A 25,908-nucleotide genomic window follows, 5' to 3' on the forward strand; every position below is an offset into this window, starting at 1 on the left:
GTCTAAGATTTATGCTTGCATTGCAGGCTTCATTCCCATTTCTTTCAAAAATCTAAAATGTGCTACAATAGCTTTTCTTGTGGTTTTATATTCCTTGTATGGTAAATTAAATTCTTTAGCAGTATCCTTTACGATTTTTGCAATTTTTCCGTAATGAACGTGGCTTATGTTCGGGAAAATGTGATGCTCTACTTGATGGTTTAATCCACCTGTATACCAGTTGATAAACCAGCTTTTTGCACCAAAATTAACAGTAGTTTTTAACTGATGAATAGCCCAAGTATTTTTCATAGTACCATCTTTTTCTGGCATCGGCATTTCTGCTTCGTCCATAACATGAGCGAGTTGAAAAACTACACTTAAAATTAGACCAGCGACATAATGCATTAAAAAGAAACCTATTAAAACTTTATACCAAGCCAAATCAGTTAATACAATTGGGATTACAATCCACATACTTACATAAATCAGTTTTGAAACCACCAATTTACTCCAATTTACAACTGGGTTTGGAAGTTTACCATATGATAATCTACGCTTCATGTAACGATACATTTGCTGAAAATCAGTAGTGATTGCCCAGTTAATCGTAAGTAATCCGTATAATAAGATAGAATAGTAGTGCTGAAATTTATGATGCTTACGCCATTCAGAATGTTCAGAAAATCTAAGTACACGTCCAGCTTCTAAATCCTCATCATGACCGTGAATATTTGTGTAAGTATGGTGCAGTACATTATGCTGTACTTTCCAGTTGTAAACATTTCCGGCAAGAATATAAATACTACTTCCCATTAAACGATTTACCCATTCTTTATTAGAAAAAGAACCGTGGTTCCCGTCATGCATTACATTCATACCAACGCCAGCCATTCCAACACCCATTACTAGAGTGAGTAAAAGTTGTGCCCAAGTAGGAATATTGAGTGTTAATAATAAAAAATATGGTGTTAAAAACAGCGCAAACATAACAATGGTTTTAATCCATAATTTGTAGTTTCCTGTGCGCTTTATGTTGTTTTCTTTAAAATAATCGTTGACACGTTTATTAAGAGTTCTGAAGAATTTAGCAGAATCTTTTCTAGAAAAAGTAAGGGCTTTTTGTGTATTCATAGGGCTTTTAATTTTAATACATAACGCTTCAAAAAATTGTTAAGTATACGTAGCAAAGATAATTAATATATGCTGTCAAAACATGACCAAATGTTAAAAAATCCAAGCTAAAAATAACTATTTTTGTCAAAACTATATAATGGAACTAATCTTAAAATATTTTCCAAACCTAGCAGAGCAGCAAATAGAGCAATTTGAAGCTTTATTGCCATTATATAAAGATTGGAATGCTAAGATAAATGTGATTTCTCGAAAAGATATTGACGAACTCTATTTACGTCATGTTTTGCACTCATTAGCAATAGCCAAAGTGATGCCGTTTAGTGGTGGTTCATCAATATTAGATGTAGGTACTGGTGGAGGATTTCCTGGTGTACCGTTAGCTATTTTGTTTCCAGAATGCCAGTTTCATTTGGTAGATAGTATCAATAAAAAACTAAAAGTTATTAATGGTGTGGCTGAATCTCTAGGTTTAAAAAATATTAGAACTACTCACAGTAGAGTAGAGGCTATTGACGAGCAATATGATTTTATAGTAAGTCGTGCAGTTACTGCTATGCCAGAATTTACTAAATGGATAAAAGGTAAGATTAGAAAAGAACAGAAAAACGAATTTAAAAACGGGATTTTGTATCTAAAAGGTGGAGATTTGACTGAAGAGTTAAAGCAATATAAGACCGTAAAACAATTTTCGTTAACAGAGTATTTTGAAGAAGATTTTTTCGAAACAAAAAAAGTGGTGTATTTACCAATAAAGTACAAATAAAGAAAGCGCCATTCGGCGCTTTTTTATTTGATAAAACGAAATTTTAGTTAACTATAAATTTCGTTGTAAATCTAGAATTATTCTCTCCTTCAATATTCAAAATATAAAAGCCAGAATTTAATCTAACTGGTATTTCTATTCTGTTATTCAATTCTGTTTGAGTTTTGAAAACTATTTTTCCTGTGAAATCAATAATAGAAACTGATACATTTTGATTACCATTTGTTAATAAAACTAATTTGTCTTTAATTGGATTATTTTCTAATTGAAAAGCTGTAACGTTTACATCATCAGAACCTAATACCGTGCCTCTTATTTCTGCAAGTATAAAAGCTGCGTTGCCTGGCGTTATTGCAACATGATCTTCATTATCATCTGGTAAATAGGTGTTATCAAACGGTGTATTGTTTGTTGTTGCTCGACCAGATGTTAAATCAATATTATGATACCAATTTATATTGTCTGCATTGTTTCCTTCGTCATTAATTTCTAATGCAAGTGCACTAACCGTTGGAATAAAACTAAATTTATCAATAGTTAAAGCGTCTAGAAAATCAGCTGCAAGACCAGTGGATGGTAAATCTCCTGCTAAACCAGTTAAATCAAATAGACCGCCAGGAGCTGCATCTACACCATCAAAATTTGTAGTTCCGGAATTTGCAGTTGAAACAATATCTGGGAAGAATGGTATTGGAGCAAAAAAACTACTAACCTGTTGAGAGCTTCCAGAAACTGGTGTCATATATACGTCAATATCTACGTTTAGACTTCCTAAAATAGGTACATCATTTACAGTGAATGTATCCGATATAATAGTAAAACCAGGAACAACTTCAGTAACTCCATCTTTAGCTAAATAAGAAGAGCCAATACCGCTACCATTAACAACTGATATTTTTCTTGTGTTTTGCGGAAAATCAATTGTATTTGGGTTTCCATCTAAGCTATTAATATTTATCTCAAATTGCGTTCGGTATGAATCAGGTATTGGTAGAGTCAATGATGAATCAAATGTTACACCATCACCAGAACCATCAAGATGTGCCAAAAAATGGTCAACTAATAATTGTCTAGCAGCAGGAGAATTTAAAACATCATCAATAATTGGCTGTACTTCAATAACTGGATTTGTACTATTATTAGCTAAATAATTAAATTGATGTTGAAGTCCAATAGGGACATTTGCCCCAAGGTGTGGCGAATCTATAGATACCCACAAGCTTGTATCGGTATCTAACATATTACCTTCCATATAATTTAAAGCATATCGGGAGATTAAACCACCCATACTTGGACCAATGATAATATTTTGTTCAGGTGAACTTGCTAGTGCTTTTTCAGTATTTATGTCTTCAATAAGTGCTACCAATGTTAGTGCATTTCGTTCAATAAAATCTGCTCCGCCGTCTACCATTAGATTTCCGTCAGTTGGGTTGGTGTATTGCGGGAAATTTACAACCACTATATCAAAACCTTCAGCTCTAAGTTCGTCACCAATGTTAGTGAAGTTAGGATTTCCTGTGTAATCTAAAGAAGAATAAAGGGCATCGATATTTCGTGTATCACCTGGGTCAAAACCATCTATTAAAAAGATAGGTTTATCTAAAATATCATCACTGCTTTTGTATACAAAATATTCTGCTTGGCCTGCAAATTCTGTTGCGCCTGTATAACCCGTTAGATTTGCTGTTAAATCAGACGTTATCGAAACTGGAGTTACTTGTGCTACTGCAAAAAATGATGCTAAAGTTAAAGTCAAAGAGTAAATTTTTTTCATATAATTTCATTTATTTCGCAATAAAGATACAAAGTTTAGATTTTAAATTTCTGATAAAATAAAACCCTTAATATCAATAAGATAAAAAGGGTTTTTAAGTATTGTTTTTGTAAATGTTATTCTCCTAAAAATGGATATCTGTAATCAGTTGGTGTTACAAATGTTTCTTTAATCATTCGTGGCGAAACCCAACGCAGTAAGTTAAGTGCGCTACCAGCTTTGTCATTTGTTCCAGAAGCTCTTGCGCCTCCAAATGGTTGTTGCCCTACAACTGCGCCAGTTGGCTTATCGTTGATGTAGAAGTTTCCGGCTGCGTTTTGTAAGATGTTTGTTGCTTCTTGGATGGCATATCTATCTGTCGATAAAATGGCACCTGTTAATGCATACTCACTTGTTTCGTCTACTAATTTTAAGGTTGCTGTATAGTCGTTTTCATCGTATACATAGATTGTTATTACGGGGCCAAAAAGCTCTGTGCACATCGTTGTATATTTTGGATTTGATGTTACGATTACTGTTGGCTCAATAAAGTAGCCTTTAGACTTGTCATAACCACCACCTACTATAATTTCAGCATCAGCATCGGATTTAGCAGCATCAATGTATTTTGCCAATTTGTCAAACGAACCTTCATGGATTACTGCAGTAACAAAATTACTCATATCTTCAGGAGAACCCATTTTAAAAGAGTTCACGTCTTTAATTACAGAAGCTTTTACTTCTGGCCATAAATTAGAAGGAACATAAGCACGTGAAGCAGCTGAACATTTTTGTCCTTGGAACTCAAAGGCTCCACGAGAAATAGCTGTTGCTACTTGTTGTGGATTAGCCGATTTATGAGCGACAATAAAATCTTTACCACCAGTCTCACCTACTATCCTTGGATACGTTTTATAGTTATGTATGTTGTTTCCGATTTGTTTCCAAAGCTCTTTAAAGATATATGTAGAACCTGTAAAGTGTAAGCCAGAAAAATCTGGACTTGCCATCACGGTATTAGTAATCATAACAGGGTCACCAAAAACAACGTTAATTACACCATCCGGAACACCAGCTTCTTTAAATATATCCATGATTATTTTAGCAGAAAAAATCTGGCTATCACTTGGTTTCCATACGACAACATTACCCATCATTGCCATACATGCAGGTAAGTTTGCTGCAATTGCCGTAAAATTAAAAGGAGTAACTGCATAAGTAAATCCTTCAAGCGGACGATACTCTAACCTGTTCCATGCATCAGATGTACTTTCTGGTTGTTCGTGATAAATATCAGTCATAAACTGAACGTTAAAACGCAAGAAGTCAATTAACTCACAAGCAGCATCAATTTCGGCTTGGTGTACTGTTTTTGACTGAGCAATCATAGTTGCTGCATTAATCTTTGCGCGGTAAGGACCAGCAATTAACTCAGCAGCTTTTAAGAAAATACCTGCACGTTGTTCCCAAGGTAATTGAGACCAAGTTTTACGAGCTTCCAAAGCCGTAGAAATAGCTTCTTCAACATGAGATTGTTCAGCTAAATGGTATTCTCCAACAATATGTTTATGGTCGTGAGGCGGAGACATAGTTCTGGTATTACCAGTTTTTACGTCTTTACCATTAATATACATTGGTACTTCTGTCTTACTATTAAACATAGTTTTATATGCCTCTGTAACAGCAGTTCTCTCAGGAGAACCTGGAGCATATGATTTTACAGGCTCGTTAACAGCGATTGGTACATTGAAGAATCCTTTTCCCATTTTATAGTGTGATTTTAATTATAAATTTTGAAAGTGCAAAGGTACAATTTTTAAAAGATTATTTTGAAAACCAACTCATAATGAAAACTTAATTATTGATTAATTTTTGTAAGTTGCTTCTTATAAAAATGACAAAATAGCTGATTATTTATTTCTATGACTATGCTTCAAAATGATGCTTTTATAATAACTATGGCTTATCCGGAAACTATTGTTTCTCATGCCGAAGAATGGTATTCAAAATTTCTCAGATTTTTGTTTATAGGAAATAAAAAACATGTGCGTGCAGGACATGCAGCTTTGGTGTTAATAGATAAGAAAACGGGTGAATTAGAATATCACGATTTTGGACGATATATAACATCTTCACCAAATGGAAGAGTAAGAGGTAAAGAGACCGATTTTGAACTAAATTTTCCTATAAAAGCAAATATCAAAGGTGATAGGATTCTGAATTTTGATGAAGTTTTAAAGTTTCTAGCTACAAATCCTAAATTAACTCACGGTGATGGTGATTTATATGCTTCAATATGTAACAGTATAAATTATGATTTGGCTCGTAAACATATTACCGAACGCCAGAATGAAGGCTTTATAAGATATGCAGCTTTTATTGGTCAAGCTTGTAATTGCGCGCGTTTTGTTACGGATGCATTGATAGCATCTGTAATCGATAAAAAAATAAAAAGAGCATTAATTAAATCTAAATGGTTTACACCAAGTACTATCGGAAACGTAGTTATAGCTGATACAGATAATCATGTATATAGAGTTACTGACAAAGCAGAAATACATAAATTCACTTCTTCTGTTAGTAAAGAAAATAGACGATTGTTCTTGGATCTTCTTAAAGAGTATAACCCAAGTATAGAAGGAACAATATTACCAAAGCATAATGATACAAAAGAAGACCACGCTCAGTGGCTTGGTGGTATTGCAGCTGGTGCTTGGTTCGAAATTTATGGATTAGAAAGTAAATCTGAATACAGATTTCGAAGAATTTCTCCTTACGGAAATATAGATTGTGATGGCGTCTATAAAATAAATGACGCTAGTTTTGATGTTAGTCTAAGCTATGAATTTATACATTATTCTAACTGTAAATTTTTTCACATTAATCAAAACGAAAAAACATTTCGATTTGAATATCAAAAAGATTTCAAATAATTAAATATTATAATTTGGTGGCTGAGTTTGTCGAAGTCAGTTCAGAGAAAAAGGTGCACTTAATCTAAAAGAAGGTATGTAAACTTTAAACCTTTTAGAGTTTGAAAAGTTAATCATATTGTAATAACCGTGCATACTACCAAAAGGTGATGTTAGTAAGCAACCCGAATTATAAGTATGAGATTCACCTGGTTGAAGAATTGGTTTCTGACCAATTACGCCTTCACCACGTACTACCTCAATATTATTTAAGGCATCCTTGATTTTCCAATAGCGAGAGTTTAGCTGTACAACGTCGTTACTCTGATTTTCAATAGTAACTTTATAAGCGAAGGCAAAATTCATTTTATAATTTTTATAAAATGTACCCTCGAAATCAGTTTCAACTGAAATTTTAATTCCGCTTGTAACTTGTTGTACCATTGCTTTTTTGTTCACTGCGAAGATAAGCTATTTTTTTATTTGTTATATAATATTGCTTTATGTTAGTGTGTTTTTTAACAAAGATTTAGAGGCATAAGTTTCTAAGGTTTCAAAGAAATTCAGAATATCTTCTTTTTGTAATACTGTATTTATTGTAACCATTCTTACGAATTCTGTATTATTAAACTTACCAAAGCCAACCATGAGTTCAGAATCTTCATATAGAGCTGTGCATAATAAATTTGCAGGTATGTCTTTATAATTAAAACATATAGAAATAGAATCGTCAAAACTATAAAGTTTGTAATCTGGATTATTATTAATGTAATCTCTTGCAGTTTGAGCTAGTTCAAATTGATGGTCAACTATTTTCTCAAGCCCTTTAGTACCAACAGATTTCCATAGTGTCCATAGTTTTAAAGCATCATTTCGACGCCCGCATTGTAATGAAGTTTTGCCTAGATTGTAATCATCGCCATCTGTTTGGTATAAATAATCAGCTTCATTAGAAAAAGAATGATGTAGCTGAGATTTGTGTTGTGTAGTAATAATTGAGCAACCTAAAGGTGTTCCAAGCATTTTATGAGCATTGACACTAAAAGAATCAGATAATCTTAGTCCGTCAACAAGATGTTTATATTTTGCGCTAAATATTACACTGCCACAATATGCGCCATCAACATGTAACCATAAATTGTGTGCTTTGCAGACTTTACTTAGATTAGTAATATCGTCAAAAGCTCCCAATACGGTTGTGCCAGCTGTTGCATTTACAAAAAACGGTTGATGTCCATTTGCGATGTCTTCTTTAACGACTTGATCTAAATGAGTTGCGCTCATTTCACCTTTATTATTGGTTTTAATCAATCTTACATTATGTCTTCCTATACCAGATAAAACTGCATTTTTAGAAATGGAATAATGAGAAGCTTCAGAAGTGTAAATTGTCATTTTCTGGGTAATGCCTTCAGTTCTAATTTTAGGGAATTTATAATCTCTAGCCATTAATAACGCCATAAAATTGGTCATTGAGCCACCAGCAGCCAATGTGCCACCGCTATTTTTGGGATAGCCAGAAAGGTTACAAATATTATCTATAATCTCTTTCTCTATACCAACTTGTGGGCCAGCAACTTTGTATGTATACATGCTGTTATTAAGCATAACTGCTAGTAAATCTCCTAAAGTGGCTTTTCCAATTCTTCCACCAAAAAGTTGATTAAAAAATGATTTTGAAGCTGTTTTAGGCGTATATTTTATAATAGACTTTAATGTCAAAGCTAATTCCTCGTTTATGACACCTTCGTCATTTAGTGATAAATCTAATTTTTGAAATAATTCTGAAGTAGGGATAGGTTGTGCTACAGGGTTGTTCTTTTCTTCTTCAAAAAGAAAATCACATAATTCTGAAAATATCTTGAGGTCTTGCTGCATTTTGTAATACTCTAAAATGTTGGTTTCTATGTCTAAAAACCTACAAGATACTTACAAAATTACTTTAAATAAAATATTGAGTATTAATTGGTAATGCGTTCGGAGTTTGCTTCTCCAAAGCCTATTAATCTATCATAACGTGCACCTAAATCTCTGTAGTAAACCAAAACTTTATAGTTATTTTCAGTTTGCCAAAAGTTACCACTAATTGCTCCTTCATCAACTGTACCATCGCCATCTACTGTTACAAATTTATAATTGTAAAAACCTTGTTTTAACTTTATAATGCATTCGTAATTACCACTTTCATTGTTATAATACATACGTGTCATATCCTCTATTGCAAAGTTGTTAAAGTTGCCAAAAACATGTACATCTTTACCTGGGATTTGTTCGTGCATAAGTGTAAAGTGAACTTCGGTATAATCAGCTTGGGTGTCTAGATTATTGACGCCAATAGCATTTATCAAAAAGTTGCCATTTATATCTGGATTCCATGTGTATGGTCTATCTCTTCTACTTATTTGTTTAAATAAGTAGCTATGATATAAGTCTTGTAAATCTATAAATTGAATACCAAGATTCGCAGAACGCACATTTTTACTTTCAAAATTTAAGTATTCATTACCTGCCCAAAAAGACGCTTCGTCGTCATATCGATATATTAATTCGTTCCCTACTGTAAATTGGGGTATTAGGTTAGATATTGCAGTATTTAAATTGTTGTTTTGAATAACAAGAGTCTTTACAGTTTCTAAAGGATTATTCAAATTAGTGTCCCCAGAATTTATTTTGATATTGACAATTTGCTTCTCGTTAATTGTTTCAAAATTACGAGTACGTCTTGGTTTTACGCCGACAGATGCTATGTCTTCTACAACCATAAACTTTCTAGAAAACATAACTTCATCATAGTCATCATATATGGTAATCATATAATTACCAGATTTAAGTAATCCTTTAGTTTGTTGATTAGGGATATTTAAATCGTAATGAGAATAAATTTGAAATGTGTTAAGAGAATTAAGGTAAGTGATGATTCTCATATTATCAATGCCTCTTAAATATTCTCCCTTTACAAGTTGCGAAGGCGTCCAATCAAAATTAAAGTGTTCAATCTTATAGTAAAAATCTTCTTCATTGCCAGTTAATGCATCAAATTCAAGACTAAAAGGTTCACCAAGTCTTAAAATAGGTAATTGTGCTTGACTCGTACTTCCTTTGAATGTAATGGTCTTTATAAAATTCGGAGGTAATGTTTCTTCAACTTGAGAAAAGCTAAAAAAAGAAATTCCAACGAGTAGTAAAGTAGCGTAGTATTTAAAATTCATAGTTTAATAAATTCTCATTCAAAGATAATCAAAATCCATGCCTCAGTATGTTTACATTTTGTTATAAGATTTGTTTAATCTGTTTTTAGTATTTGATTAGAATTGAAAGTGATTGTTAAACAAAACGATTTTGCGACAAATTCCTTAACAACAATTAACTAAAAATTTTAAGAATGGTCTAAATTGTTTTGGCTTTAATTCGTATTTTTGCACCGATTTTTAGATAACTAAATCTTAAAGACATATGTCAAAAGACATTAGAATAAAAAAGGGTTTAAATATAAAGTTGGTCGGCGAAGCCGAAAAGACCACTGAAAACGCTATTATTAGCAACACTTACACGATTAGACCCGAAGATTTTCACAGCATTACACCAAAATTGGTTGCCAAAGAAGGTACTAAAGTAAAAGCAGGTGATACACTATTTTACAATAAGGAAAATGAAGCTATGAAGTTTGTGTCACCAGTGTCTGGTGAGATTGCTGAAATACAACGTGGACCAAAACGTAGAATTGACGGCATTAAAATTAACGCAGACAAAGCACAAGTCTATGCTGAGCATGGAAAGTTTGACTTAAGTGCAGATGCAGCTGCTATTAAGGCACATTTGTTAGCTTCAGGTTGTTGGGCATTTATTAAACAACGTCCTTACGACGTTGTGGCTAGTGCAGAAAAAGCACCTAGAGATATTTATATTTCTGGCTTTGCAACAGCACCATTAGCAGCAGATTTAGACTATGTTTTAGAAGGTAAAGAAGCTGAATTGCAAGCTGCGGTAACAGCACTTTCAAAATTAACTGAAGGTAATGTACATGTTTCTGTAGCTAAGGGTTCTGGTTCTATATTTTCTAATATTACAGGCGCTAGTGTTCATGTTGTTTCTGGGCCGCATCCAGCAGGAAACGTTGGAACTTTAATCAATAAAGTAGGACCAGTAAATAAAGGCGAAACTGTTTGGACTGTAAATGCTCAGGATTTAGTAATTATTGGAGAGTTACTATTAACAGGTAAGTTTAACGCCGAAAGAACAATTGCACTTGCAGGTTCTTCAGTAAAGAAACCACGTTATTTCAAAACCAAAATCGGTGCAGAGGTAGCAACCATGATTTATGATAATGGTGTTGATAAAGATGGGAATGATAGGATTATATCTGGAAATGTATTAAGTGGAAAACAAGTAAGTCCTGATGGGAATTTAGATTATTATAGTAATGTAATTACTGTAATCCCTGAAGGTGACGATTACGAATTTTTCGGATGGAACAAGCCTGTTTTTGATAAAGTATCGACTTCAAGAGCTTTGACATTTTCATGGTTAACTCCAAATAAAAAGTTTGATTTAACAACAAATACTAATGGAGAGCATCGTGCATTTGTAATCACTGGTAGTTATGAAGAGGTGTTCCCTTTAGATATCTATCCGATGCAGATTTTAAAGGCGTGTATGTACAAAGACTTAGATGAAATGGAAGCTCTAGGGATGTACGAAGTTGCACCTGAGGATTTTGCATTGACTGAGTTTATTTGTGTGTCTAAACAACCACATCAAAAAATAATAAGAGAAGGATTAGACTTAATGCTTAAAGAAATAGGATAATGGGTTTAAAGCAAAAATTACATAATTTCAAAGTTAAAAATCAGGACAAGAAATGGTTGCCTGGATTTAACGCATTATTTACGTTTTTATACATGCCAAATGAGACAACTCATAACGGTACTCATATAAAAGCTGCAGATGATTTAAAGCGAACAATGAATACTGTAATCATGGCTTTAGTACCATGTTTAGTATTTGGAATGTTTAACGCAGGTTACCAACACTACTTAGCACAAGGTCTAATTGAATCTGCTGATGGGTTCTTAGGCGCATCTTTCTGGACTTGGGACAACTTTGTTATAGGTCTTTGGAAAGTATTGCCGCTAGTCATAGTTTCTTATGGTGTAGGTCTTGTAGTAGAATTCATATTTGCAATTATTAAAGGTCACGAAGTTGAAGAAGGGTACTTAGTAACTGGTATGTTAGTGCCATTAATTGTACCTGTAGACATCCCGTTATGGATGCTAGCAGTAGCAGTTGTTTTTGGTGTAGTTATCGGTAAGGAAGTTTTTGGAGGAACAGGAATGAATATCTTGAATCCAGCTCTAACAATACGTGCATTTTTATTCTTTGCTTATCCAACATGGATGTCAGGAGATAAAGTGTGGGTGCATGGTGCAACTGCGGCAGCAGGAACACCAGATGCATATTCTGGAGAAACTTTATTAGGAGCATATGCTCAAAATAGCTCTTTAGCAGGTATAGATTATTGGGATATGTTCTGGGGAATTATACCTGGTTCTGTTGGAGAAACTTCAAAATTCTTAATCATAATAGGTGCATTATTTTTGATATTCACTAAAGTAGGAAGTTGGAGAATTATATTTTCAACATTGATAGGTGCTTTAGCAATGGGACTAATTTTTAATGGTGTTGTTGATGCAGGTTGGATTAGCGAATCAAGTAAGTTTTATGGATTGATGAGCGTTCCTTTTTGGCAACACCTAATTATCGGTTCAATATTATTTGGTGCGGTATATATGGCAACAGACCCAGTAACAGCATCACAAACAAATAAAGGAAAATGGATTTATGGTTTCTTAATAGGATTTATTTCAATTATGATTCGCGTATTTAATCCAGCTTATCCAGAAGGAGTATTCTTAGCAATATTATTAATGAATGTTTTTGCACCAACTATTGACCATTATGTGGTTCAAGGAAATGTAAAACGAAGATTAAAACGTGTAAAAGTTAAAGCAGCATAATTATGGCAGTTAACACAGATAAAAATTCGTACACAATATTATTTGCAGTTGTAATGGTATTGGTTGTAGGTTCTTTACTAGCATTTACAGCTTCAGCATTGAAGCCAAATATTAAAGAGAATGAGCGTATAGAAAAGCAACAAAATATTCTTTATGCTATGGGTATAAATGGAAATGAAGGAGCTGGAGACATTACTTTTATTGATGCGAAGATAGCTGAAGCAGAATTTGCTTCCAATGTTTCTGAGCAAGTTGTTTTAGAAGTTAAAGATGGTAAGATAATCAATGAAATGACAGGTGAAGAGTTTGCAAATTCCAAAGATGCTGATAAAGGTATTGCTCCTTATTTGATTGATGTGAAGAAACAACAAACAAGAGTAAAAGAAGGTAAGTCTAGATATTTACCACTTTTTATCTCAAACAAAAATGGTCAAAAAGTTTATGTTGCACCAATTAGAGGAAAAGGACTTTGGGATGCTATTTGGGGTTATGTTGCTGTAGATAAAAATATGGTTGTCCAAGGCGCGTTTTTTGACCATAAAGGTGAAACTCCAGGTTTAGGTGCTAACATAAAGCAGCGCTATTTTATGGATGATTTTGCAGGTGAAAAATTATTAACAGAAGCTGGTGTATTTAAAGGTATATCAGTCGCTAAAGGTAATAATGATCCAAAAAACGAAATAAAAGACGATTACGAAGTTGACGCACTTGCTGGCGCAACAATCACAGGTGACGGTGTTTCTAAAATGATAAAGAAAGATTTAAAATTGTATTTACCTTACTTTAAAAACTTATAATAACTATGGGACTACTTTCAAAAAAAGACACTAAGTTAATTACTGACCCATTAGCGGACAATAATCCAATTACAATTCAAGTATTAGGTATATGTTCTGCATTAGCAATTACTGCTGAACTGAAAGCTTCTTTGGTAATGGGTATTGCCGTACTATTTGTTTTAGGTGTAGGTAACGTTGTAATTTCTTTATTAAGGAATCTTATTCCTTCAAAAATTAGAATTATCGTTCAACTAATTGTAGTTGCTTCTTTAGTAATTATTGTTGATCAAGTGTTAAAGGCTTTTGCTTTTGAATTAAGTAAAACACTTTCGGTATTTATTGGTTTAATAATTACCAACTGTATCATTATGGGACGTTTTGAAGCTTTCGCTCTAGGAAATGGGCCTTGGAAATCTTTTCTTGATGGAATTGGTAACGCTTTAGGTTACGCAGTAATCTTGATTATTGTTGGTTTCTTTAGAGAGTTATTTGGATCCGGAACTTTATTCGGCATTCCAGTTTTAGGAGATCCAATTGAAAAGACAGGTGTTTATTCTATCGGATATGAGAACAACGGATTTATGTTAATGCCGCCAATGGCGTTAGTCATAGTAGGACTTATTATTTGGGTACAACGTAGCAGAAACAAAGATTTAATCGAAGACTAAACGCTTAGCGTTTTAATTTAAAGTATAAGAAAATGATAGAGCATTTAGAATTATTTTTCAAATCCATCTTTATAGATAATATGGTATTTGCCGTATTCTTAGGGATGTGTTCATACTTAGCCGTATCTAAAAAAGTAGCTACAGCAGTAGGTCTTGGAGCAGCAGTAATATTTGTATTGGCAATCACAGTACCATTAAACTGGTTATTAGACCAGTATTTATTACAGCCAGGTGCATTAAAATGGTTAGGCCCAGAATATGCAGACTACGATTTAGGCTTCTTGTCTTTTATCATGTTTATTGCAACGATTGCAACCATGGTGCAATTAGTAGAAATAGTGGTTGAGAAATTCTCTCCATCGTTATATAATTCATTAGGTATATTTTTACCACTAATTGCCGTAAACTGTGCGATTTTAGGTGGTTCTTTATTTATGCAATCTCGTGAGATTGAAACTTTTGGATTAGCACTTAACTATGGTATATCATCAGGTATAGGTTGGTTTTTAGCGATTTTAGCAATTGCTGCAATCCGTGAAAAAATTAGATACAGTGCAGTGCCAGCACCATTAAGAGGTTTAGGAATTACATTTATCATTACTGGATTAATGGGTATTGGTTTCCTAAGTTTTGGTGGTATGTTAACTGGTGGAGATGAAGAAGAAGCACCAAAAGATGTGCCAACAGCACAAGTTGAAAAGCTTGAAGTTAAAGAAGAAAACAAACTAGCAGAAAATACTAAAACTATAGATTAATATGATTTTAGCAGCAGGAACAACAGGAACAGTTATAGCAACAGTAGCAGCGTTTTTATTAATTACGTTGGTGCTAGTTAGTTTATTGTTATTTGTAAAACAAAAATTATCACCATCTGGACCAGTAAAAATTCTGATTAATGGTGAACGCGAAATAGAAGTAGCATCTGGTAGTACACTATTATCTACCTTAGGAAGTAATAAAATTTTCTTACCATCTGCTTGTGGTGGTGGTGGAACTTGTATACAATGTGAGTGTCATGTATTATCTGGTGGTGGAGAAGCTTTACCAACAGAGACGCCTCACTTTTCAAGAAAAGAGTTAGCACACGGTGCACGTTTGTCTTGCCAAGTAAAAGTGAAACAGGATATGGAAATTACCATACCTGAAGAAGTATTTGGTATCAAGAAATGGGAAGCAACTGTAGTACGTAACTATAATGTAGCATCATTTATTAAGGAATTTGTAGTAGAGATTCCTGAAGATATGGGATATAAAGCTGGTGGATATATTCAGATTGAAATCCCTGAATGTACTATCGATTACAAAGATATTGATATAACAGCACACCCAGAAGAGCATGATACGCCAGACAAGTTTCAAGCAGAATGGGATAAGTTTGGTCTTTGGCCATTAACAATGAAAAATACGGAGACTGTTGAGCGTGCATATTCTATGGCATCTTACCCAGCAGAAGGACGTGAGATTATGTTGAATGTGCGTATAGCAACACCGCCATGGGATAGAAGTAAAAACCAATGGATGGATGTAAATCCAGGTGTAGCATCATCATATATTTTTGCACAAAAACCAGGAGATAAAGTAACGATTTCTGGACCTTATGGAGAATTCTTCATTAACGAGTCAGAAAGTGAAATGCTTTACGTAGGTGGTGGTGCAGGTATGGCGCCAATGCGTTCACACTTATACGAATTGTTCCGTACGATTAAAACTGGTCGTAAAGTGACGTATTGGTATGGTGGACGTTCTAAGCGTGAATTATTCTACATTGAGCACTTTAGAAAATTAGAGCAAGATTTCCCTAACTTTAAATTCTATATGGCACTTTCTGAGCCAATGGAAGAAGATAATTGGAAGGTGAAAAAGGATATTAATGACGAAGCTGGAGATGGTTTCGTAGGATTTATTCACAACTGTGTGATTGATAATTATTTAAATCATCATGAAGCACCAGAAGATATAGAGCTGTATTTCTGTGGACCACCATTAATGAACCAAGCGGTTCAGAAAATGGGAGAAGATTTTGGTATCCCAGATGAGCATATTAGATTTGATGACTTTGGTGGGTAATCACTAAATTTTATAAAATAAAAAACCCAATAATTAAATTATTGGGTTTTCTGTTTCTACAAATGATGTCTTTCTTAAACTAAGTGGTATTTAGGCTTGTTATTTTCGTATTCTAATAGCTTAGAATAATCCATTATGTTTGTGATGCCTTCTATCCTACATAGATGCGAAATTACAGCGGAAAGCCCCTTAAAAAGCACCTCTTTTTCTTTAATGTTATCTGGTCTACCATTTTTATGATGCAACGGTAGCTTGTAACCACAAGCTTTTAAGAAAATAGATTCTATAGTCAATAATTCTAGTGGCGTATAACCATTAAAACGACGTCCTAAATTTTGATGTACCTTACCTACATAACTGAGTTGTGTGGAGCCATGGTCGTCAGAAAGGTATTTCCAACTTTCGGTATTATTCAAAATATTACCAACAGCACATTGCTTACAACATTCGGGATTTAGTGTGTTGTTATGAAACGCTAAATAGAGTTTTTTTATAGCAGCTTCAAAACGTTTTGAAGTTTTCATAGTTTGTGATTTTTCTACTTTCATGGAAATAAGATACAAAAAAATAAAAAAGCTATTGTTTTATTTATTGCTCTTACTTATCCTCTTTTTTCATTTTTATATAACCAGTAACTAATCTTACACCTAATCTTGCAAAAAGAATTATAGCAATTACCATTATGATATTAAATCCATCCATCATTTATATTCCATAATTAAAAACACAGCAGTACTGTCTCCAATATTTAAAACTTCGTGTGTTGTTAGTTTATCTTTAGAGAACGAATAACCTGTTGGGACATTTACTTCTCTTACTCCAGATGTGTCTTTAATTTTAAACTTGCTTCCAACTAAAGTATAGCCAAAATGTGGTTTATGATAGTGTAATTCGTGTCCAACTTTTGGAGGAAATGTACATTTGAGGACTCTTAATTCTTTATTGTCTTCTAAGACTTTACATACAGACTTGCCTTCCCAACCTGCTTCTAGTGGGTCAGGTAACGAAGGTTTAGTTTTATTACAACTAAGAGCTACTAATACTATAAATAAAAGGATATGTGCTTTACAATTCATTTTTTATTTTGAATTAATTTCAGACTCTATCGCGGTTATTAAATCCGTTACTTTAATTTTTACCATTTCGCAATGTTTTAGTCTGTTTTCAGAGGTTTGTTTTAGCTGAAATAATATATTTTTGAAGGTGTTGTCATTTGAAAGATTCTCTAAATCTAAAGGTTGAAAGAAATTCTTTTGATTATCGTCTATACCACTAAAACTCATCTGATAACCCGATAAAATTTCAAAATTTTTATTTGTATATGAAAAAAGAGCGTTTTCTATAAAACCATGCATTTGCCTTTCAAATGTAAAGGCATTATCAAAATCAACTTCATAGAGTTCAATTATTCTATTGAGTATACTGTCGTTATTTATAGCTACACTAGGACTATTTTGAATACGTTTGTAACCGCTATTTATAGAATTTAAAAATTGTTTAGAATGAATTATAGAATAATATAAAGATGTGTTTGCTCTAAATTCTGGCTTTTTTAGAGCAGATAAAACGGAATCAATAGCTTGATTATTGGATTCTAATTTATCAATTACACTTTCTATTTCTTTATTATTGCTCTCGAGGTCAATTTTAACCTGTTTTAATAATTGTATCTCTACTTTATGATACTTATTCGCTTCATTCCAATTATTAATCTGTAATGCAATTAAAATTCCTATAACCACAAGGATAATTTCACCAATAGCGTATTTAAAGTATTTGCCTGTCTTGTTTTTTATAAGTAAGTTTTTGCGGATATGTCTAAAAAATTTAATCATTTACATGTCGTTAATATGATTGTTAATTACTGGTACAAGTTCTTTATTGAGTTTCATTAGGTTTTCTATGTCTTCAATAAGCTCTGCTGTTTTTACTCTCAATTCAAATAATATTTGACCAAATTCATCAGTATCGTAGAGCTTTTCGAGTTTTGATATGTCTAATATATTTTTCCCATAATCTTCTATATTAATAACAGCTTTTTTAGGGATGTGTATAGCGTTTTTTCGTAAATAAGGTCTAATTAGATTTAATACTACGTTACTGTAAGTTACATTATCCCTTAATGCCACTTGCTGATACCTGTAATAGTTTTTTAGGACTTCAATAATCTCTTTATTATTTATACCTTCGGGTATATTATCCTCGAAGGTCACTGGGTAGATGTAAACAAGATATCTTATAAAATTGATATCGGTTTTTGCTAATGTAGAATTATAAGGGTCTATCTATAAGCTCGTCAACTAATTTTAATTGCCTGTGTAGGTTTTTTTTGTCTTCAGTAAAAGCTTTATAATCTAATTCTAAATCTTCGACTAAATCGATTAGGATAATTTTTTCATTATTATTTAATTTTCTGTTTTCATTCCAATTATTAATCTGTAGCGCAATGAGAATCCCAATCACTACTAGAATAATTTCGCCAATAGCGTATTTAAAGTATTTGGATGTTTTGTTTTCCATAACAAGATTTTGGCGGATTTTTCGGAAGAATTTTATCATTACTTATTTCTTTCTTTAAGAAGACTTAATATTTTGGTTGCTTCTATTTGAATTTTTTCAAGATCCTTAGTTAATAAGATACAATTCAAATAATAGTAGTTTGCGACTCTGTTTTTGTAATCCATATTATTGATGGAATATGTTATAAATTCTTCAGACTTTTGCTCTATTAAATAATCTGGATACCAATTAAAATTTTCTTTCCAATAGTTATAGTTACTCTTTAAATCTTCAAAAATAACTTCATTAAGTCCTTCTAATCTTTGGTTGTAGAGTTCGTAAAAATCATTAATGGTAATTTGCAAAGCATCTGAAAAGAAATCACTTTCATTAAAACTGCGTAGTTGCTCATAACCTTTAGTTTTTAAAGTAAAGCCTTCGCTTCCGTTAATTAAATTATAGTATGTAGAATTAGTATCATAATCCTCTTTATTTAAGTTACCTTTTATAACGTGATTTAATAAAGGCGACTTACTCTCGTTGTATTTTAATATTTTTGCTATAGCTTTTTTGTCTGACTCTAAATCGCTAATCACTAAATCATATATAGCATTTAATGATTCTTTTTCTTTTCTGTTTTCATTCCAATTGTTTATTGCCAAAGCGATGAGAATCCCAATAACAACAAGGATAATCTCGCCAATAGCGTATTTAAAGTATTTGCCTGTTTTATTTTCCATAAGTAAGTTTTTACGAATTTTTCGGAAGAATTTAATCATTATTAAAACTTGGGTTTTTCTCAATTAACTTTTGAATATTTTGGGCTTTTTCTATAGCCTCTGCGTAAAGATCTTGTTGTTGTTTTAATTGGTAATATCTCGCGAAAATTAGTGTTGCCATTTTATGATCATTTTTTATTGTTTCAACGTCAAGCGCAATAGGTTTTCGTCTATCGTTTTTGTAATACTCACTTGTTATAGGGTTTTTATTACTACCTTTTCTATGATACTTACTATAATTATCAAAGTAGTATGGCTCAAAATCTTTTTTTATGAATGTGTTTGCAATTTCTTCGCGTTCCGTCACACGATATAATAGGTTATAAAAATATGTTATGTCACTCTGTAAGGTTATGGGTAAAAGAGAAAATTCACCATTTTGATTTAATTTATCATAAGCCGAAGTATTACCATAAAAATTATATTCAAATATGTTGTCTATAATATAACTTGTTGTTAAAGAATCGAACGGTGTTATTTGTTGAAATTGTTCGGAGAGTTTTTTACATGAAGTTAAATTATTTTTGACTTTAGTACTTAATGTATTTAACTGAATAAGATCATCCGAAATATTTTGATACAATAGATTTAGTTGCACATCAGCAGACTTTTTTGATTTAGACTGCTCATTCCAATTATTAATTTGTAGTGCAATCAAAATCCCAATAACAACGAGCACAATTTCGCCAATGGCGTAGATAAGGTACTTACTAAATTTGTTTTCAGTAAGTAGGCGTTGACGAACGCGACGAAAAAATTTAATCATTTACTGTCTTTAGGTTCAAAGTAAATTAGGTTGATGGTGTAGTTGGGTTAGTTGTAAATATCTGTCTGTAAATATGTTATTATGTTACAAAGCTATATTGTTTTTAAAATTACAATTTTCTAGCTTAAAAAATAAAAGGCATTACAAACTGAAATAATAGTATTAATAAAGCTACTGAAATTAAATTCAAGATAATACCAGCGCGAGCCATTTGATACACTTTTATAAAACCACTAGCAAATACAATGGCATTTGGAGGTGTTGCCATTGGTAGCATAAACGCGCAACTGCTCGCAATAGTTACAGGAATTAGTAAATGTAAAATTGGGATATCTAAACCAATAGCTATACCTGCAACAACAGGTGCTAAAACAGCGGTTAAGGCAACGTTGCTCATCAATTCGGTCATAAATAGCATAAGGATAATTAGTAGCGAAGCCGCAGCTAAAACACCTATATTGGCGTTAGAAATTCCGTTAGCAACTACATCTACAATACCACTCGACGACATACCTTTTGCTAAAGCTAAACCACCACCAAATAATATTAAAATACCCCAAGCCAATTTATGAGTATCGCTCCATTGTAAAACAAAATCTCCCTTTTTTAGGTTATGCGGAACAGCAAATAAAGCTATGGCCCCAAAAATACTAATCATCGTATCGTTAAGACCAAGAGACGGAATAAGCTGATTAACTAGTGTTCTAAAAATCCATAGCGAAACAATAACTGCAAAAATAATAAGTACATGCTTTTCTTTTGGAGTCAGTTTCCCAAGCTTTTTTAACTCATCCGAAATCACAGAATTCGAAGCGCCAAAAACCAAACCTTTGGACGGAAAAAGCAGCTTGACTAATATCAAATACACAATCGAAACCAATAATGCTGAAAATGGCAATCCAAAAGACATCCATTTCACAAAAGAGATTTGGGTGTTATATTCGTTTTCTAACAATCCTATTAATACCGAGTTTGGTGGTGTCCCAATTACCGTTGCGATTCCACCGGCATTAGCCGCAAAAGCTATACCTAGCATAACGCTTAGTGCAAAGTTTTTATCGGCTTTAGTAAAACCATCGTCGTCATTAATAAGTAAGTTTATAACTGACATTGCAATAGGTAACATTACAACGGTACTCGCCGTGTTACTTATCCACATGCTCATAAAAGCGGTGGCAATCATAAAACCTAAAATAACTTTGTTGGGTGATGTTCCTGTGAGTTTTATAATGGTTAATGCAATGCGTTTATGAAGATTGACTTTCTCTAAAGCCAATGCCAGTACAAAACCTCCAAAGAATAAAAACACAATAGGACTGCCGTAATTAGCGCCAACATCTGCCATTGGCATTATTTTAAATAACGGAAATAACAGCAACGGCAAAAGCGCTGTTACTGATATTGAAACCGCTTCGGTAATCCACCAAATTACCATCCAAGTGGCAACACCAATTACAGTATCGGCAGTTTCTGAAATAAAACTAATGGATGTAAACTGAATAATGAAAAATAAAATTGGTCCCAAAAAAAGACCAATGCGTTTTGATAGTGGATGGTTATTCATGATTTAAAAATAGAAATTAAATACGAAACTTTAGTTTTGAGACGTTCACTTTAATATGAAGAAAATTTTAGGCTTTTTAATCTTAATTGTCGTCGGTGTTGCAGTTGCGTATCAATTTCAGCCAGTAAAGCAAACTATTGCAGCTGTAGTAACAAAACCATCCTATGTAAATGAAACAGAAAAAATCATTAAAACGCGAGTTAATACTACTGAAAATTTTGAACGTGTAGTTGTAGATTCTTCTTCATTTCAATATTACATCAGACATCAAAAATTAAAAGTCTTTGGTTCTAAGGTGATTAATTACGATGGTAATCCTTATTTCTATCAACTCGGTCATGTTGGTGTTTTAGATGTCGATGTGCCAAGCAATGGCTTACAGCAATGTGCAGATGCTTTAATGCGTTTGCGAAGCGAATATTTATGGGAAACCAATCAGAAAAATAAAATAGGATTTAATTTTACAAGCGGCCATTATTGCTCTTGGACAAAATATGCTGAAGGTTACCGACCTAAAATTAACGATAATAAAGTAAGCTTTCATAAAACAGCTTCTGCAAATAGTAGTAAGGCGAATTTTTACAAATATCTCAATCTAATTTATACCTACGCTGGTACAATGTCTTTAAACCATGAGTTGAAGGAGATAAAAGCCATTAATAAGTTACAAATCGGAGATATGCTTATTGTTGGTGGTTTTCCTGGTCACATTATTATGATTGCCGATATTGCTAAAAATGTAAATGGCGAGCGCCAATTTCTGCTTATACAAGGCAACACACCAGCACAAAGTATTCATATGCTTAAAAACTTGGATGATACCTCAATTTCGCCTTGGTATAATTTAGAAATAAATTCGGAAATATCTGTCCCAGGCTTTACCTTTGCAAACTCTAAGTTTGTAAGATTTAAAGATGAGTAAAGCACTTTCAAAACAAGAATTACATAACCTTGCCATGAACCATGTTGGTAAGGATTTGGAGTCACGCGGGTTCGAGTTTGTTGCCATTAATAGCAAACTAAAAAAGCACCCTCAATTTGTATGTATTGACAAAAATAGTCAGTACTTTTTTGTAATTGTTAGAGCTACAGTTTTACCTGATAATCCTAATAACTATGATGTTGTTTGGATGGAAACATTTAAAAAGCATGCCTATGACAAAGACGCAAAAGTCCTATACGCAGGTGTTGGCTTAGGTAATCCAAATGGCGAAGACTTACCAATCTATCTTAACGAAGAATACTTAATTGAATACAATGGGATTCAAGTATTAGAGAATAACTTAAACTAGATATTATGAAAAGAGTGATTTTGTTATTGTGTGTTTGTTTATCCTTTTTTTCATGTAAAAATGAAAAGTCGATAGAAAAAAACATTAAACTTAATGGGCCAGTTTTTGGTACAGGATATAACATTCAATACCATTCTGAAGAAGGGATTAATTATCAGCCTCAGTTTGATAGTTTATTTGCAGTTATTAATAAGTCGTTGTCAACGTATATACCTGATTCTGATATTTCTAAATGGAATAGGAATGAAGAGTTCAATGTTGATAAGCACTTCCGAAAAGTATTTAATACTTCAAAAAAAATTTTCAAAGAGTCTAAAGGTATTTTTGATCCTACCATTGGTAATGTTGTTAATGCATGGAATTTTGGACCTGATGAAAACAAGTTTTTAACAGACAGTGCAACCATTCAAAATTTAATGAAGCATGTTGGGTTTGATAATGTAAAAATGTTACCGACTCGTTTTATTAAGCCTGATACAGTTTATTTAGACTTTAATGCCATCGCTAAGGGTTATGGAATTGATGTTATTGCAGATTTTATAGCATCCAAAGGTATCAATAACTATTTGGTTGATATTGGTGGAGATATGCGTTCTTCTGGTATAAATAAAGACAGTAAAAAAGGTTGGACCGTAGGAATTGAAGACCCTAATTTTGATGGTTCAAAATCCTATTCTAAAGCAATTACATTGAAAAATATGGGTATGGCAACTTCTGGTACATACCGAAAGTTTAAGCTTGATGCTGCCGGAAATAGATACGCACATATTATAGATACCAAAACAGGCTATCCAACAAAGACTAATGTGCTCAGTGTTACAGTCATTGCACCAAGTGCAATGTTAGCAGATGCTTATGCCACTACGTTTCAGGCTATGGGAGTTGAAGAGGCCAAACACTTTTTAAATGTACACCCAGAACTGCAGGCTTATTTTATTTATTTAGATAAGAAGAATGTATTGAAAATTATGAGTTTGAATGGGTTTGCAGAGTAAGCTTGGCTTTAGCAGTTGTAAATGCCAATTCACAAAAAAATAGAACAACATTGTCATAGTATTTTTATTTTTGTTAAAACTAATTTCTTTACAATGAAGTTTAAACAAGGTTTTCTTGGCTTATTTTCTATAGTTATTATGGCTGGCTTTTCGCAATCACCTAAGTTAGATAGTTTGCAAAATTTGGTAGATAATTATGCAAATAAAGATAAAGTTAGGATAAGTTATCTGGTAGATATCTCGAACTATCATTATAAGAAAGATATAGATAAGGCGGAGCCTTACATGAAAGAGGCTATTGCCATAGCAGAATCTCTAGAGGATTATCAAACTGTATCAGAATTAAAAACCCGCATGGCTGATAATTATGTATCGCGAGGACTATTTAAAGAAGCACTTTCTGAAATTCTGCAGGCGGCAAGAATCCAAGATAGTATAGATGTATCTTTAAAAGATAAAATTTTTACTCAAAACATATTGTCTACGGTCTACAGAGGTTATGGAGATAATCAAAAATCGTTAGATGTGATTTTAAAGGTTATTGAATTATCAAAAAAAATCCCATTATCAAGTGAAACCGTTAAATATTATTATAATGCAGGTGGATCTTATGCCCAATTGAAAGATTTAGATAATGCTGAAATATGTTATTTGAAAGCTAAAGAAATAGCAAATAAAATAGGTGATAAACACATGGAAATTATTATGACTTCTGTTTTAGGAGACCATTATAAGAATATTTCAAAGTATAAGGAGGCTAAGCAGATGATTACAAAATCCTTGGATTATTACAAAGCCAATAACGAAGATCGAAACTTGGCATCTTCATATAGAATTTTAGGAGATATAGAATCTTTACAAGGTAATACCAAAGAATCCATACCATGTTATGAAAACGCCTTAGAAATATTTGACAGAACGGGTAACTTGTATTATTCTAAAATGACTAATCAACGTTTGTTTATTGCATATAGCATTGTAAAGGAGCGCGAGAAAGCTAATATGGCCAACAACCGCTATAATACATTAAAAGACTCTTTAGATACTAAGGAGCGTAAATCTTTAATTGCAGAAATGAATGTAAAGTTCGATATTGAAAAAGTAAAAAAACAAAAGGAAATAGCAAATTTGCAAAGTAATAAGAATAAAAATATGTTTATTGGTTCGACCATATTTGCAGTCTTAATACTTTTAAGTTCTTTGCTTTATATCGGTAGACTTCGCGCTCATAAAAAAGCAGAATTGATTACAGCAGAATTGAAAGAAACTCAAAAGCGTTTGGCACTAGAAAAACAGTATCGAGATTCTGAGTTAAAAGCTTTAAAATCGCAAATGAATCCACACTTTGTTTTCAATGCACTTAATTCTATTCAGGATTATATTGTCCTTAATAAAAAGGATTTGGCAAGTGATTACTTAGGGAAGTTTGCGGACTTAATAAGGAATTATCTTCATTTTAGCGATACAGGTTTTATTTCGGTTAGTGATGAAGTTCATAATCTAAAATTATATTTAGAGCTTGAGAAACTAAGATTTGAAGATGAATTTCAGTACCATCTAAAAGTTGACAGCACAATCAATACAGAGGTTGTAAAAATCCCGACAATGCTTATTCAACCCTACATAGAAAATGCACTAAAGCACGGGCTTTTCCATAAGAAAGATGATAGGAGTTTAGATATTAATTTTTTTAAGTTATCCGACAAAGTGCTTCAATGCGTAATAAAAGATAACGGCATTGGAAGAGAGAAATCCAATGCAATAAATGCAAAACGAAAAGAAGTCCAGAAAGCATTTGCTCTTAAAGCTACTGCAGAGCGTTTAGATTTGCTCAATTACGGAAAAGAACGAAAAATCGGTGTGAATATCATAGACTTGAGAGAAGACGGTAAAGCTCTGGGGACTAAAGTCATTCTTAATATCCCAATTTTAACTTAG

General features: G+C 32.8%; 26 protein-coding genes. 12 read left to right on the forward strand and 14 right to left on the reverse strand.

All coding sequences use genetic code 11. The annotated features are described in order from the left end of the window. Positions 1 to 9: 9 nt before the first annotated feature. On the reverse strand, positions 10 to 1,113 hold the full coding sequence (locus BTO05_RS11470) for a fatty acid desaturase family protein (protein ID WP_087492799.1): 1,104 nt from the start codon (positions 1,111 to 1,113) through the stop codon (positions 10 to 12). A 139-nt stretch (positions 1,114 to 1,252) separates the two neighbouring features. Between BTO05_RS11470 and rsmG the strand changes: the two genes are divergently transcribed. Next, entirely contained in the window at positions 1,253 to 1,879 is a 627-nt protein-coding gene (gene rsmG / locus BTO05_RS11475; protein WP_087492800.1) for a 16S rRNA (guanine(527)-N(7))-methyltransferase RsmG, read from the forward strand. A 43-nt stretch (positions 1,880 to 1,922) separates the two neighbouring features. Here the strand turns inward: rsmG and BTO05_RS11480 are convergent, their stop codons facing one another. Together BTO05_RS11480 and pruA are read right to left on the reverse strand one after the other, a co-directional pair. Then, positions 1,923 to 3,656 carry a T9SS type A sorting domain-containing protein gene (locus tag BTO05_RS11480; protein ID WP_087492801.1) on the reverse strand — a complete coding sequence of 578 codons (1,734 nt, stop codon included), beginning with the start codon at positions 3,654 to 3,656 and terminating at the stop codon, positions 1,923 to 1,925. A gap of 116 nt (positions 3,657 to 3,772) precedes the next feature. Then, on the reverse strand, positions 3,773 to 5,401 hold the full coding sequence (pruA, locus tag BTO05_RS11485) for an L-glutamate gamma-semialdehyde dehydrogenase (protein WP_087492802.1): 1,629 nt from the start codon (positions 5,399 to 5,401) through the stop codon (positions 3,773 to 3,775). A gap of 162 nt (positions 5,402 to 5,563) precedes the next feature. On the opposite strand from pruA, the gene BTO05_RS11490 reads away from it, so the two are divergent. After that, positions 5,564 to 6,568, forward strand: coding sequence for a DUF6695 family protein (locus tag BTO05_RS11490; protein WP_087493354.1), 1,005 nt, complete (start codon positions 5,564 to 5,566; stop codon positions 6,566 to 6,568). Between the two features lie 36 nt (positions 6,569 to 6,604). On the opposite strand, the gene apaG is transcribed toward BTO05_RS11490, so the two are convergent. The 3 genes from apaG to BTO05_RS11505 all read right to left on the reverse strand — a co-directional run bounded on the left by apaG (position 6,605) and on the right by BTO05_RS11505 (position 9,756). After that, positions 6,605 to 6,991, reverse strand: a complete 387-nt coding sequence (gene apaG, locus BTO05_RS11495) for a Co2+/Mg2+ efflux protein ApaG (RefSeq protein ID WP_087492803.1) — start codon at positions 6,989 to 6,991, stop codon at positions 6,605 to 6,607. A 57-nt stretch (positions 6,992 to 7,048) separates the two neighbouring features. Further along, on the reverse strand, positions 7,049 to 8,425 hold the full coding sequence (locus BTO05_RS11500) for a pyridoxal phosphate-dependent decarboxylase family protein (protein ID WP_087492804.1): 1,377 nt from the start codon (positions 8,423 to 8,425) through the stop codon (positions 7,049 to 7,051). 83 nt (positions 8,426 to 8,508) lie between these two features. Continuing rightward, the gene (locus BTO05_RS11505) at positions 8,509 to 9,756 is read right to left on the reverse strand and encodes a type IX secretion system plug protein domain-containing protein (RefSeq protein ID WP_087492805.1); all 1,248 of its coding nucleotides are present in this window, start codon (positions 9,754 to 9,756) and stop codon (positions 8,509 to 8,511) included. A 244-nt stretch (positions 9,757 to 10,000) separates the two neighbouring features. On the opposite strand from BTO05_RS11505, the gene BTO05_RS11510 reads away from it, so the two are divergent. Genes BTO05_RS11510 through nqrF form a run of 6 tightly spaced genes read left to right on the forward strand, consistent with a single transcriptional unit; the run spans position 10,001 to position 16,075 of the window. Further along, positions 10,001 to 11,353 carry a Na(+)-translocating NADH-quinone reductase subunit A gene (locus BTO05_RS11510; protein ID WP_087492806.1) on the forward strand — a complete coding sequence of 451 codons (1,353 nt, stop codon included), beginning with the start codon at positions 10,001 to 10,003 and terminating at the stop codon, positions 11,351 to 11,353. Next, on the forward strand, positions 11,353 to 12,561 hold the full coding sequence (locus tag BTO05_RS11515) for an NADH:ubiquinone reductase (Na(+)-transporting) subunit B (protein WP_087492807.1): 1,209 nt from the start codon (positions 11,353 to 11,355) through the stop codon (positions 12,559 to 12,561). The genes BTO05_RS11510 and BTO05_RS11515 overlap by 1 nt, the downstream gene beginning before the upstream one ends. 2 nt (positions 12,562 to 12,563) lie before the next feature. Further along, entirely contained in the window at positions 12,564 to 13,358 is a 795-nt protein-coding gene (locus BTO05_RS11520) for a Na(+)-translocating NADH-quinone reductase subunit C (RefSeq protein WP_087492808.1), read from the forward strand. 5 nt (positions 13,359 to 13,363) lie between these two features. Further along, a complete protein-coding gene (locus BTO05_RS11525; RefSeq protein WP_087492809.1) occupies positions 13,364 to 14,008 on the forward strand; it encodes an NADH:ubiquinone reductase (Na(+)-transporting) subunit D in 645 nt (214 codons plus the stop codon). Between the two features lie 32 nt (positions 14,009 to 14,040). Then, on the forward strand, positions 14,041 to 14,763 hold the full coding sequence (nqrE, locus tag BTO05_RS11530; protein WP_087492810.1) for an NADH:ubiquinone reductase (Na(+)-transporting) subunit E: 723 nt from the start codon (positions 14,041 to 14,043) through the stop codon (positions 14,761 to 14,763). Between the two features lies 1 nt (position 14,764). After that, positions 14,765 to 16,075 (forward strand): NADH:ubiquinone reductase (Na(+)-transporting) subunit F, encoded by a 1,311-nt coding sequence (nqrF, locus tag BTO05_RS11535; RefSeq protein ID WP_087492811.1) that lies wholly within the window; start codon positions 14,765 to 14,767, stop codon positions 16,073 to 16,075. Between the two features lie 74 nt (positions 16,076 to 16,149). Here the strand turns inward: nqrF and BTO05_RS11540 are convergent, their stop codons facing one another. The 8 genes from BTO05_RS11540 to BTO05_RS11575 all read right to left on the reverse strand — a co-directional run bounded on the left by BTO05_RS11540 (position 16,150) and on the right by BTO05_RS11575 (position 21,683). Beyond that, on the reverse strand, positions 16,150 to 16,599 hold the full coding sequence (locus tag BTO05_RS11540) for a Na(+)-translocating NADH-quinone reductase subunit F (RefSeq protein WP_087493355.1): 450 nt from the start codon (positions 16,597 to 16,599) through the stop codon (positions 16,150 to 16,152). A 177-nt stretch (positions 16,600 to 16,776) separates the two neighbouring features. After that, positions 16,777 to 17,151 (reverse strand): hypothetical protein, encoded by a 375-nt coding sequence (locus BTO05_RS11545; RefSeq protein WP_087492812.1) that lies wholly within the window; start codon positions 17,149 to 17,151, stop codon positions 16,777 to 16,779. Positions 17,152 to 17,154: 3 nt separating this feature from the next. Next, a complete protein-coding gene (locus BTO05_RS11550; RefSeq protein WP_087492813.1) occupies positions 17,155 to 17,910 on the reverse strand; it encodes a DUF6090 family protein in 756 nt (251 codons plus the stop codon). Continuing rightward, positions 17,911 to 18,288 carry a hypothetical protein gene (locus BTO05_RS11555; RefSeq protein ID WP_087492814.1) on the reverse strand — a complete coding sequence of 126 codons (378 nt, stop codon included), beginning with the start codon at positions 18,286 to 18,288 and terminating at the stop codon, positions 17,911 to 17,913. Positions 18,289 to 18,346: 58 nt separating this feature from the next. After that, positions 18,347 to 18,595 (reverse strand): DUF6090 family protein, encoded by a 249-nt coding sequence (locus tag BTO05_RS11560; protein WP_087492815.1) that lies wholly within the window; start codon positions 18,593 to 18,595, stop codon positions 18,347 to 18,349. 38 nt (positions 18,596 to 18,633) lie between these two features. Next, positions 18,634 to 19,353, reverse strand: a complete 720-nt coding sequence (locus BTO05_RS11565) for a DUF6090 family protein (protein WP_087492816.1) — start codon at positions 19,351 to 19,353, stop codon at positions 18,634 to 18,636. Beyond that, positions 19,346 to 20,119 (reverse strand): DUF6090 family protein, encoded by a 774-nt coding sequence (locus BTO05_RS11570; RefSeq protein WP_087492817.1) that lies wholly within the window; start codon positions 20,117 to 20,119, stop codon positions 19,346 to 19,348. Before BTO05_RS11570 ends, BTO05_RS11565 begins: the two co-directional genes overlap by 8 nt. 124 nt (positions 20,120 to 20,243) lie before the next feature. Beyond that, on the reverse strand, positions 20,244 to 21,683 hold the full coding sequence (locus BTO05_RS11575) for an SLC13 family permease (protein ID WP_087492818.1): 1,440 nt from the start codon (positions 21,681 to 21,683) through the stop codon (positions 20,244 to 20,246). Positions 21,684 to 21,738: 55 nt separating this feature from the next. On the opposite strand from BTO05_RS11575, the gene BTO05_RS11580 reads away from it, so the two are divergent. From BTO05_RS11580 to BTO05_RS11595, 4 genes are all read left to right on the forward strand, one after another. Further along, entirely contained in the window at positions 21,739 to 22,605 is an 867-nt protein-coding gene (locus BTO05_RS11580; protein WP_087492819.1) for a DUF4846 domain-containing protein, read from the forward strand. Then, a complete protein-coding gene (locus BTO05_RS11585) occupies positions 22,598 to 22,975 on the forward strand; it encodes a Na(+)-translocating NADH-quinone reductase subunit F (RefSeq protein WP_087492820.1) in 378 nt (125 codons plus the stop codon). The genes BTO05_RS11580 and BTO05_RS11585 overlap by 8 nt, the downstream gene beginning before the upstream one ends. Before the next feature lie 5 nt (positions 22,976 to 22,980). Beyond that, complete coding sequence (locus BTO05_RS11590) at positions 22,981 to 23,970, forward strand: FAD:protein FMN transferase (protein ID WP_087492821.1); 990 nt, start codon at positions 22,981 to 22,983, stop codon at positions 23,968 to 23,970. A 93-nt stretch (positions 23,971 to 24,063) separates the two neighbouring features. After that, positions 24,064 to 25,908 carry a histidine kinase gene (locus BTO05_RS11595; protein ID WP_198295227.1) on the forward strand — a complete coding sequence of 615 codons (1,845 nt, stop codon included), beginning with the start codon at positions 24,064 to 24,066 and terminating at the stop codon, positions 25,906 to 25,908.

The sequence above is a fragment of the Winogradskyella sp. PC-19 genome (assembly GCF_002163855.1).
In the GTDB taxonomy this organism is placed as follows: domain Bacteria; phylum Bacteroidota; class Bacteroidia; order Flavobacteriales; family Flavobacteriaceae; genus Winogradskyella.

Bases quoted from the DNA above. Each gene is read 5' to 3' on its own strand.
- BTO05_RS11470 (WP_087492799.1), bottom strand. From the start codon at position 1,113: ATGAATACACAAAAAGCCCTTACTTTTTCTAGAAAAGATTCTGCTAAA.
- rsmG (WP_087492800.1), top strand. From the start codon at position 1,253: ATGGAACTAATCTTAAAATATTTTCCAAACCTAGCAGAGCAGCAAATA.
- BTO05_RS11480 (WP_087492801.1), bottom strand. From the start codon at position 3,656: ATGAAAAAAATTTACTCTTTGACTTTAACTTTAGCATCATTTTTTGCA.
- pruA (WP_087492802.1), bottom strand. From the start codon at position 5,401: ATGGGAAAAGGATTCTTCAATGTACCAATCGCTGTTAACGAGCCTGTA.
- BTO05_RS11490 (WP_087493354.1), top strand. From the start codon at position 5,564: ATGCTTCAAAATGATGCTTTTATAATAACTATGGCTTATCCGGAAACT.
- apaG (WP_087492803.1), bottom strand. From the start codon at position 6,991: ATGGTACAACAAGTTACAAGCGGAATTAAAATTTCAGTTGAAACTGAT.
- BTO05_RS11500 (WP_087492804.1), bottom strand. From the start codon at position 8,425: ATGCAGCAAGACCTCAAGATATTTTCAGAATTATGTGATTTTCTTTTT.
- BTO05_RS11505 (WP_087492805.1), bottom strand. From the start codon at position 9,756: ATGAATTTTAAATACTACGCTACTTTACTACTCGTTGGAATTTCTTTT.
- BTO05_RS11510 (WP_087492806.1), top strand. From the start codon at position 10,001: ATGTCAAAAGACATTAGAATAAAAAAGGGTTTAAATATAAAGTTGGTC.
- BTO05_RS11515 (WP_087492807.1), top strand. From the start codon at position 11,353: ATGGGTTTAAAGCAAAAATTACATAATTTCAAAGTTAAAAATCAGGAC.
- BTO05_RS11520 (WP_087492808.1), top strand. From the start codon at position 12,564: ATGGCAGTTAACACAGATAAAAATTCGTACACAATATTATTTGCAGTT.
- BTO05_RS11525 (WP_087492809.1), top strand. From the start codon at position 13,364: ATGGGACTACTTTCAAAAAAAGACACTAAGTTAATTACTGACCCATTA.
- nqrE (WP_087492810.1), top strand. From the start codon at position 14,041: ATGATAGAGCATTTAGAATTATTTTTCAAATCCATCTTTATAGATAAT.
- nqrF (WP_087492811.1), top strand. From the start codon at position 14,765: ATGATTTTAGCAGCAGGAACAACAGGAACAGTTATAGCAACAGTAGCA.
- BTO05_RS11540 (WP_087493355.1), bottom strand. From the start codon at position 16,599: ATGAAAACTTCAAAACGTTTTGAAGCTGCTATAAAAAAACTCTATTTA.
- BTO05_RS11545 (WP_087492812.1), bottom strand. From the start codon at position 17,151: ATGAATTGTAAAGCACATATCCTTTTATTTATAGTATTAGTAGCTCTT.
- BTO05_RS11550 (WP_087492813.1), bottom strand. From the start codon at position 17,910: ATGATTAAATTTTTTAGACATATCCGCAAAAACTTACTTATAAAAAAC.
- BTO05_RS11560 (WP_087492815.1), bottom strand. From the start codon at position 18,595: ATGGAAAACAAAACATCCAAATACTTTAAATACGCTATTGGCGAAATT.
- BTO05_RS11565 (WP_087492816.1), bottom strand. From the start codon at position 19,353: ATGATTAAATTCTTCCGAAAAATTCGTAAAAACTTACTTATGGAAAAT.
- BTO05_RS11570 (WP_087492817.1), bottom strand. From the start codon at position 20,119: ATGATTAAATTTTTTCGTCGCGTTCGTCAACGCCTACTTACTGAAAAC.
- BTO05_RS11575 (WP_087492818.1), bottom strand. From the start codon at position 21,683: ATGAATAACCATCCACTATCAAAACGCATTGGTCTTTTTTTGGGACCA.
- BTO05_RS11580 (WP_087492819.1), top strand. From the start codon at position 21,739: ATGAAGAAAATTTTAGGCTTTTTAATCTTAATTGTCGTCGGTGTTGCA.
- BTO05_RS11585 (WP_087492820.1), top strand. From the start codon at position 22,598: ATGAGTAAAGCACTTTCAAAACAAGAATTACATAACCTTGCCATGAAC.
- BTO05_RS11590 (WP_087492821.1), top strand. From the start codon at position 22,981: ATGAAAAGAGTGATTTTGTTATTGTGTGTTTGTTTATCCTTTTTTTCA.
- BTO05_RS11595 (WP_198295227.1), top strand. From the start codon at position 24,064: ATGAAGTTTAAACAAGGTTTTCTTGGCTTATTTTCTATAGTTATTATG.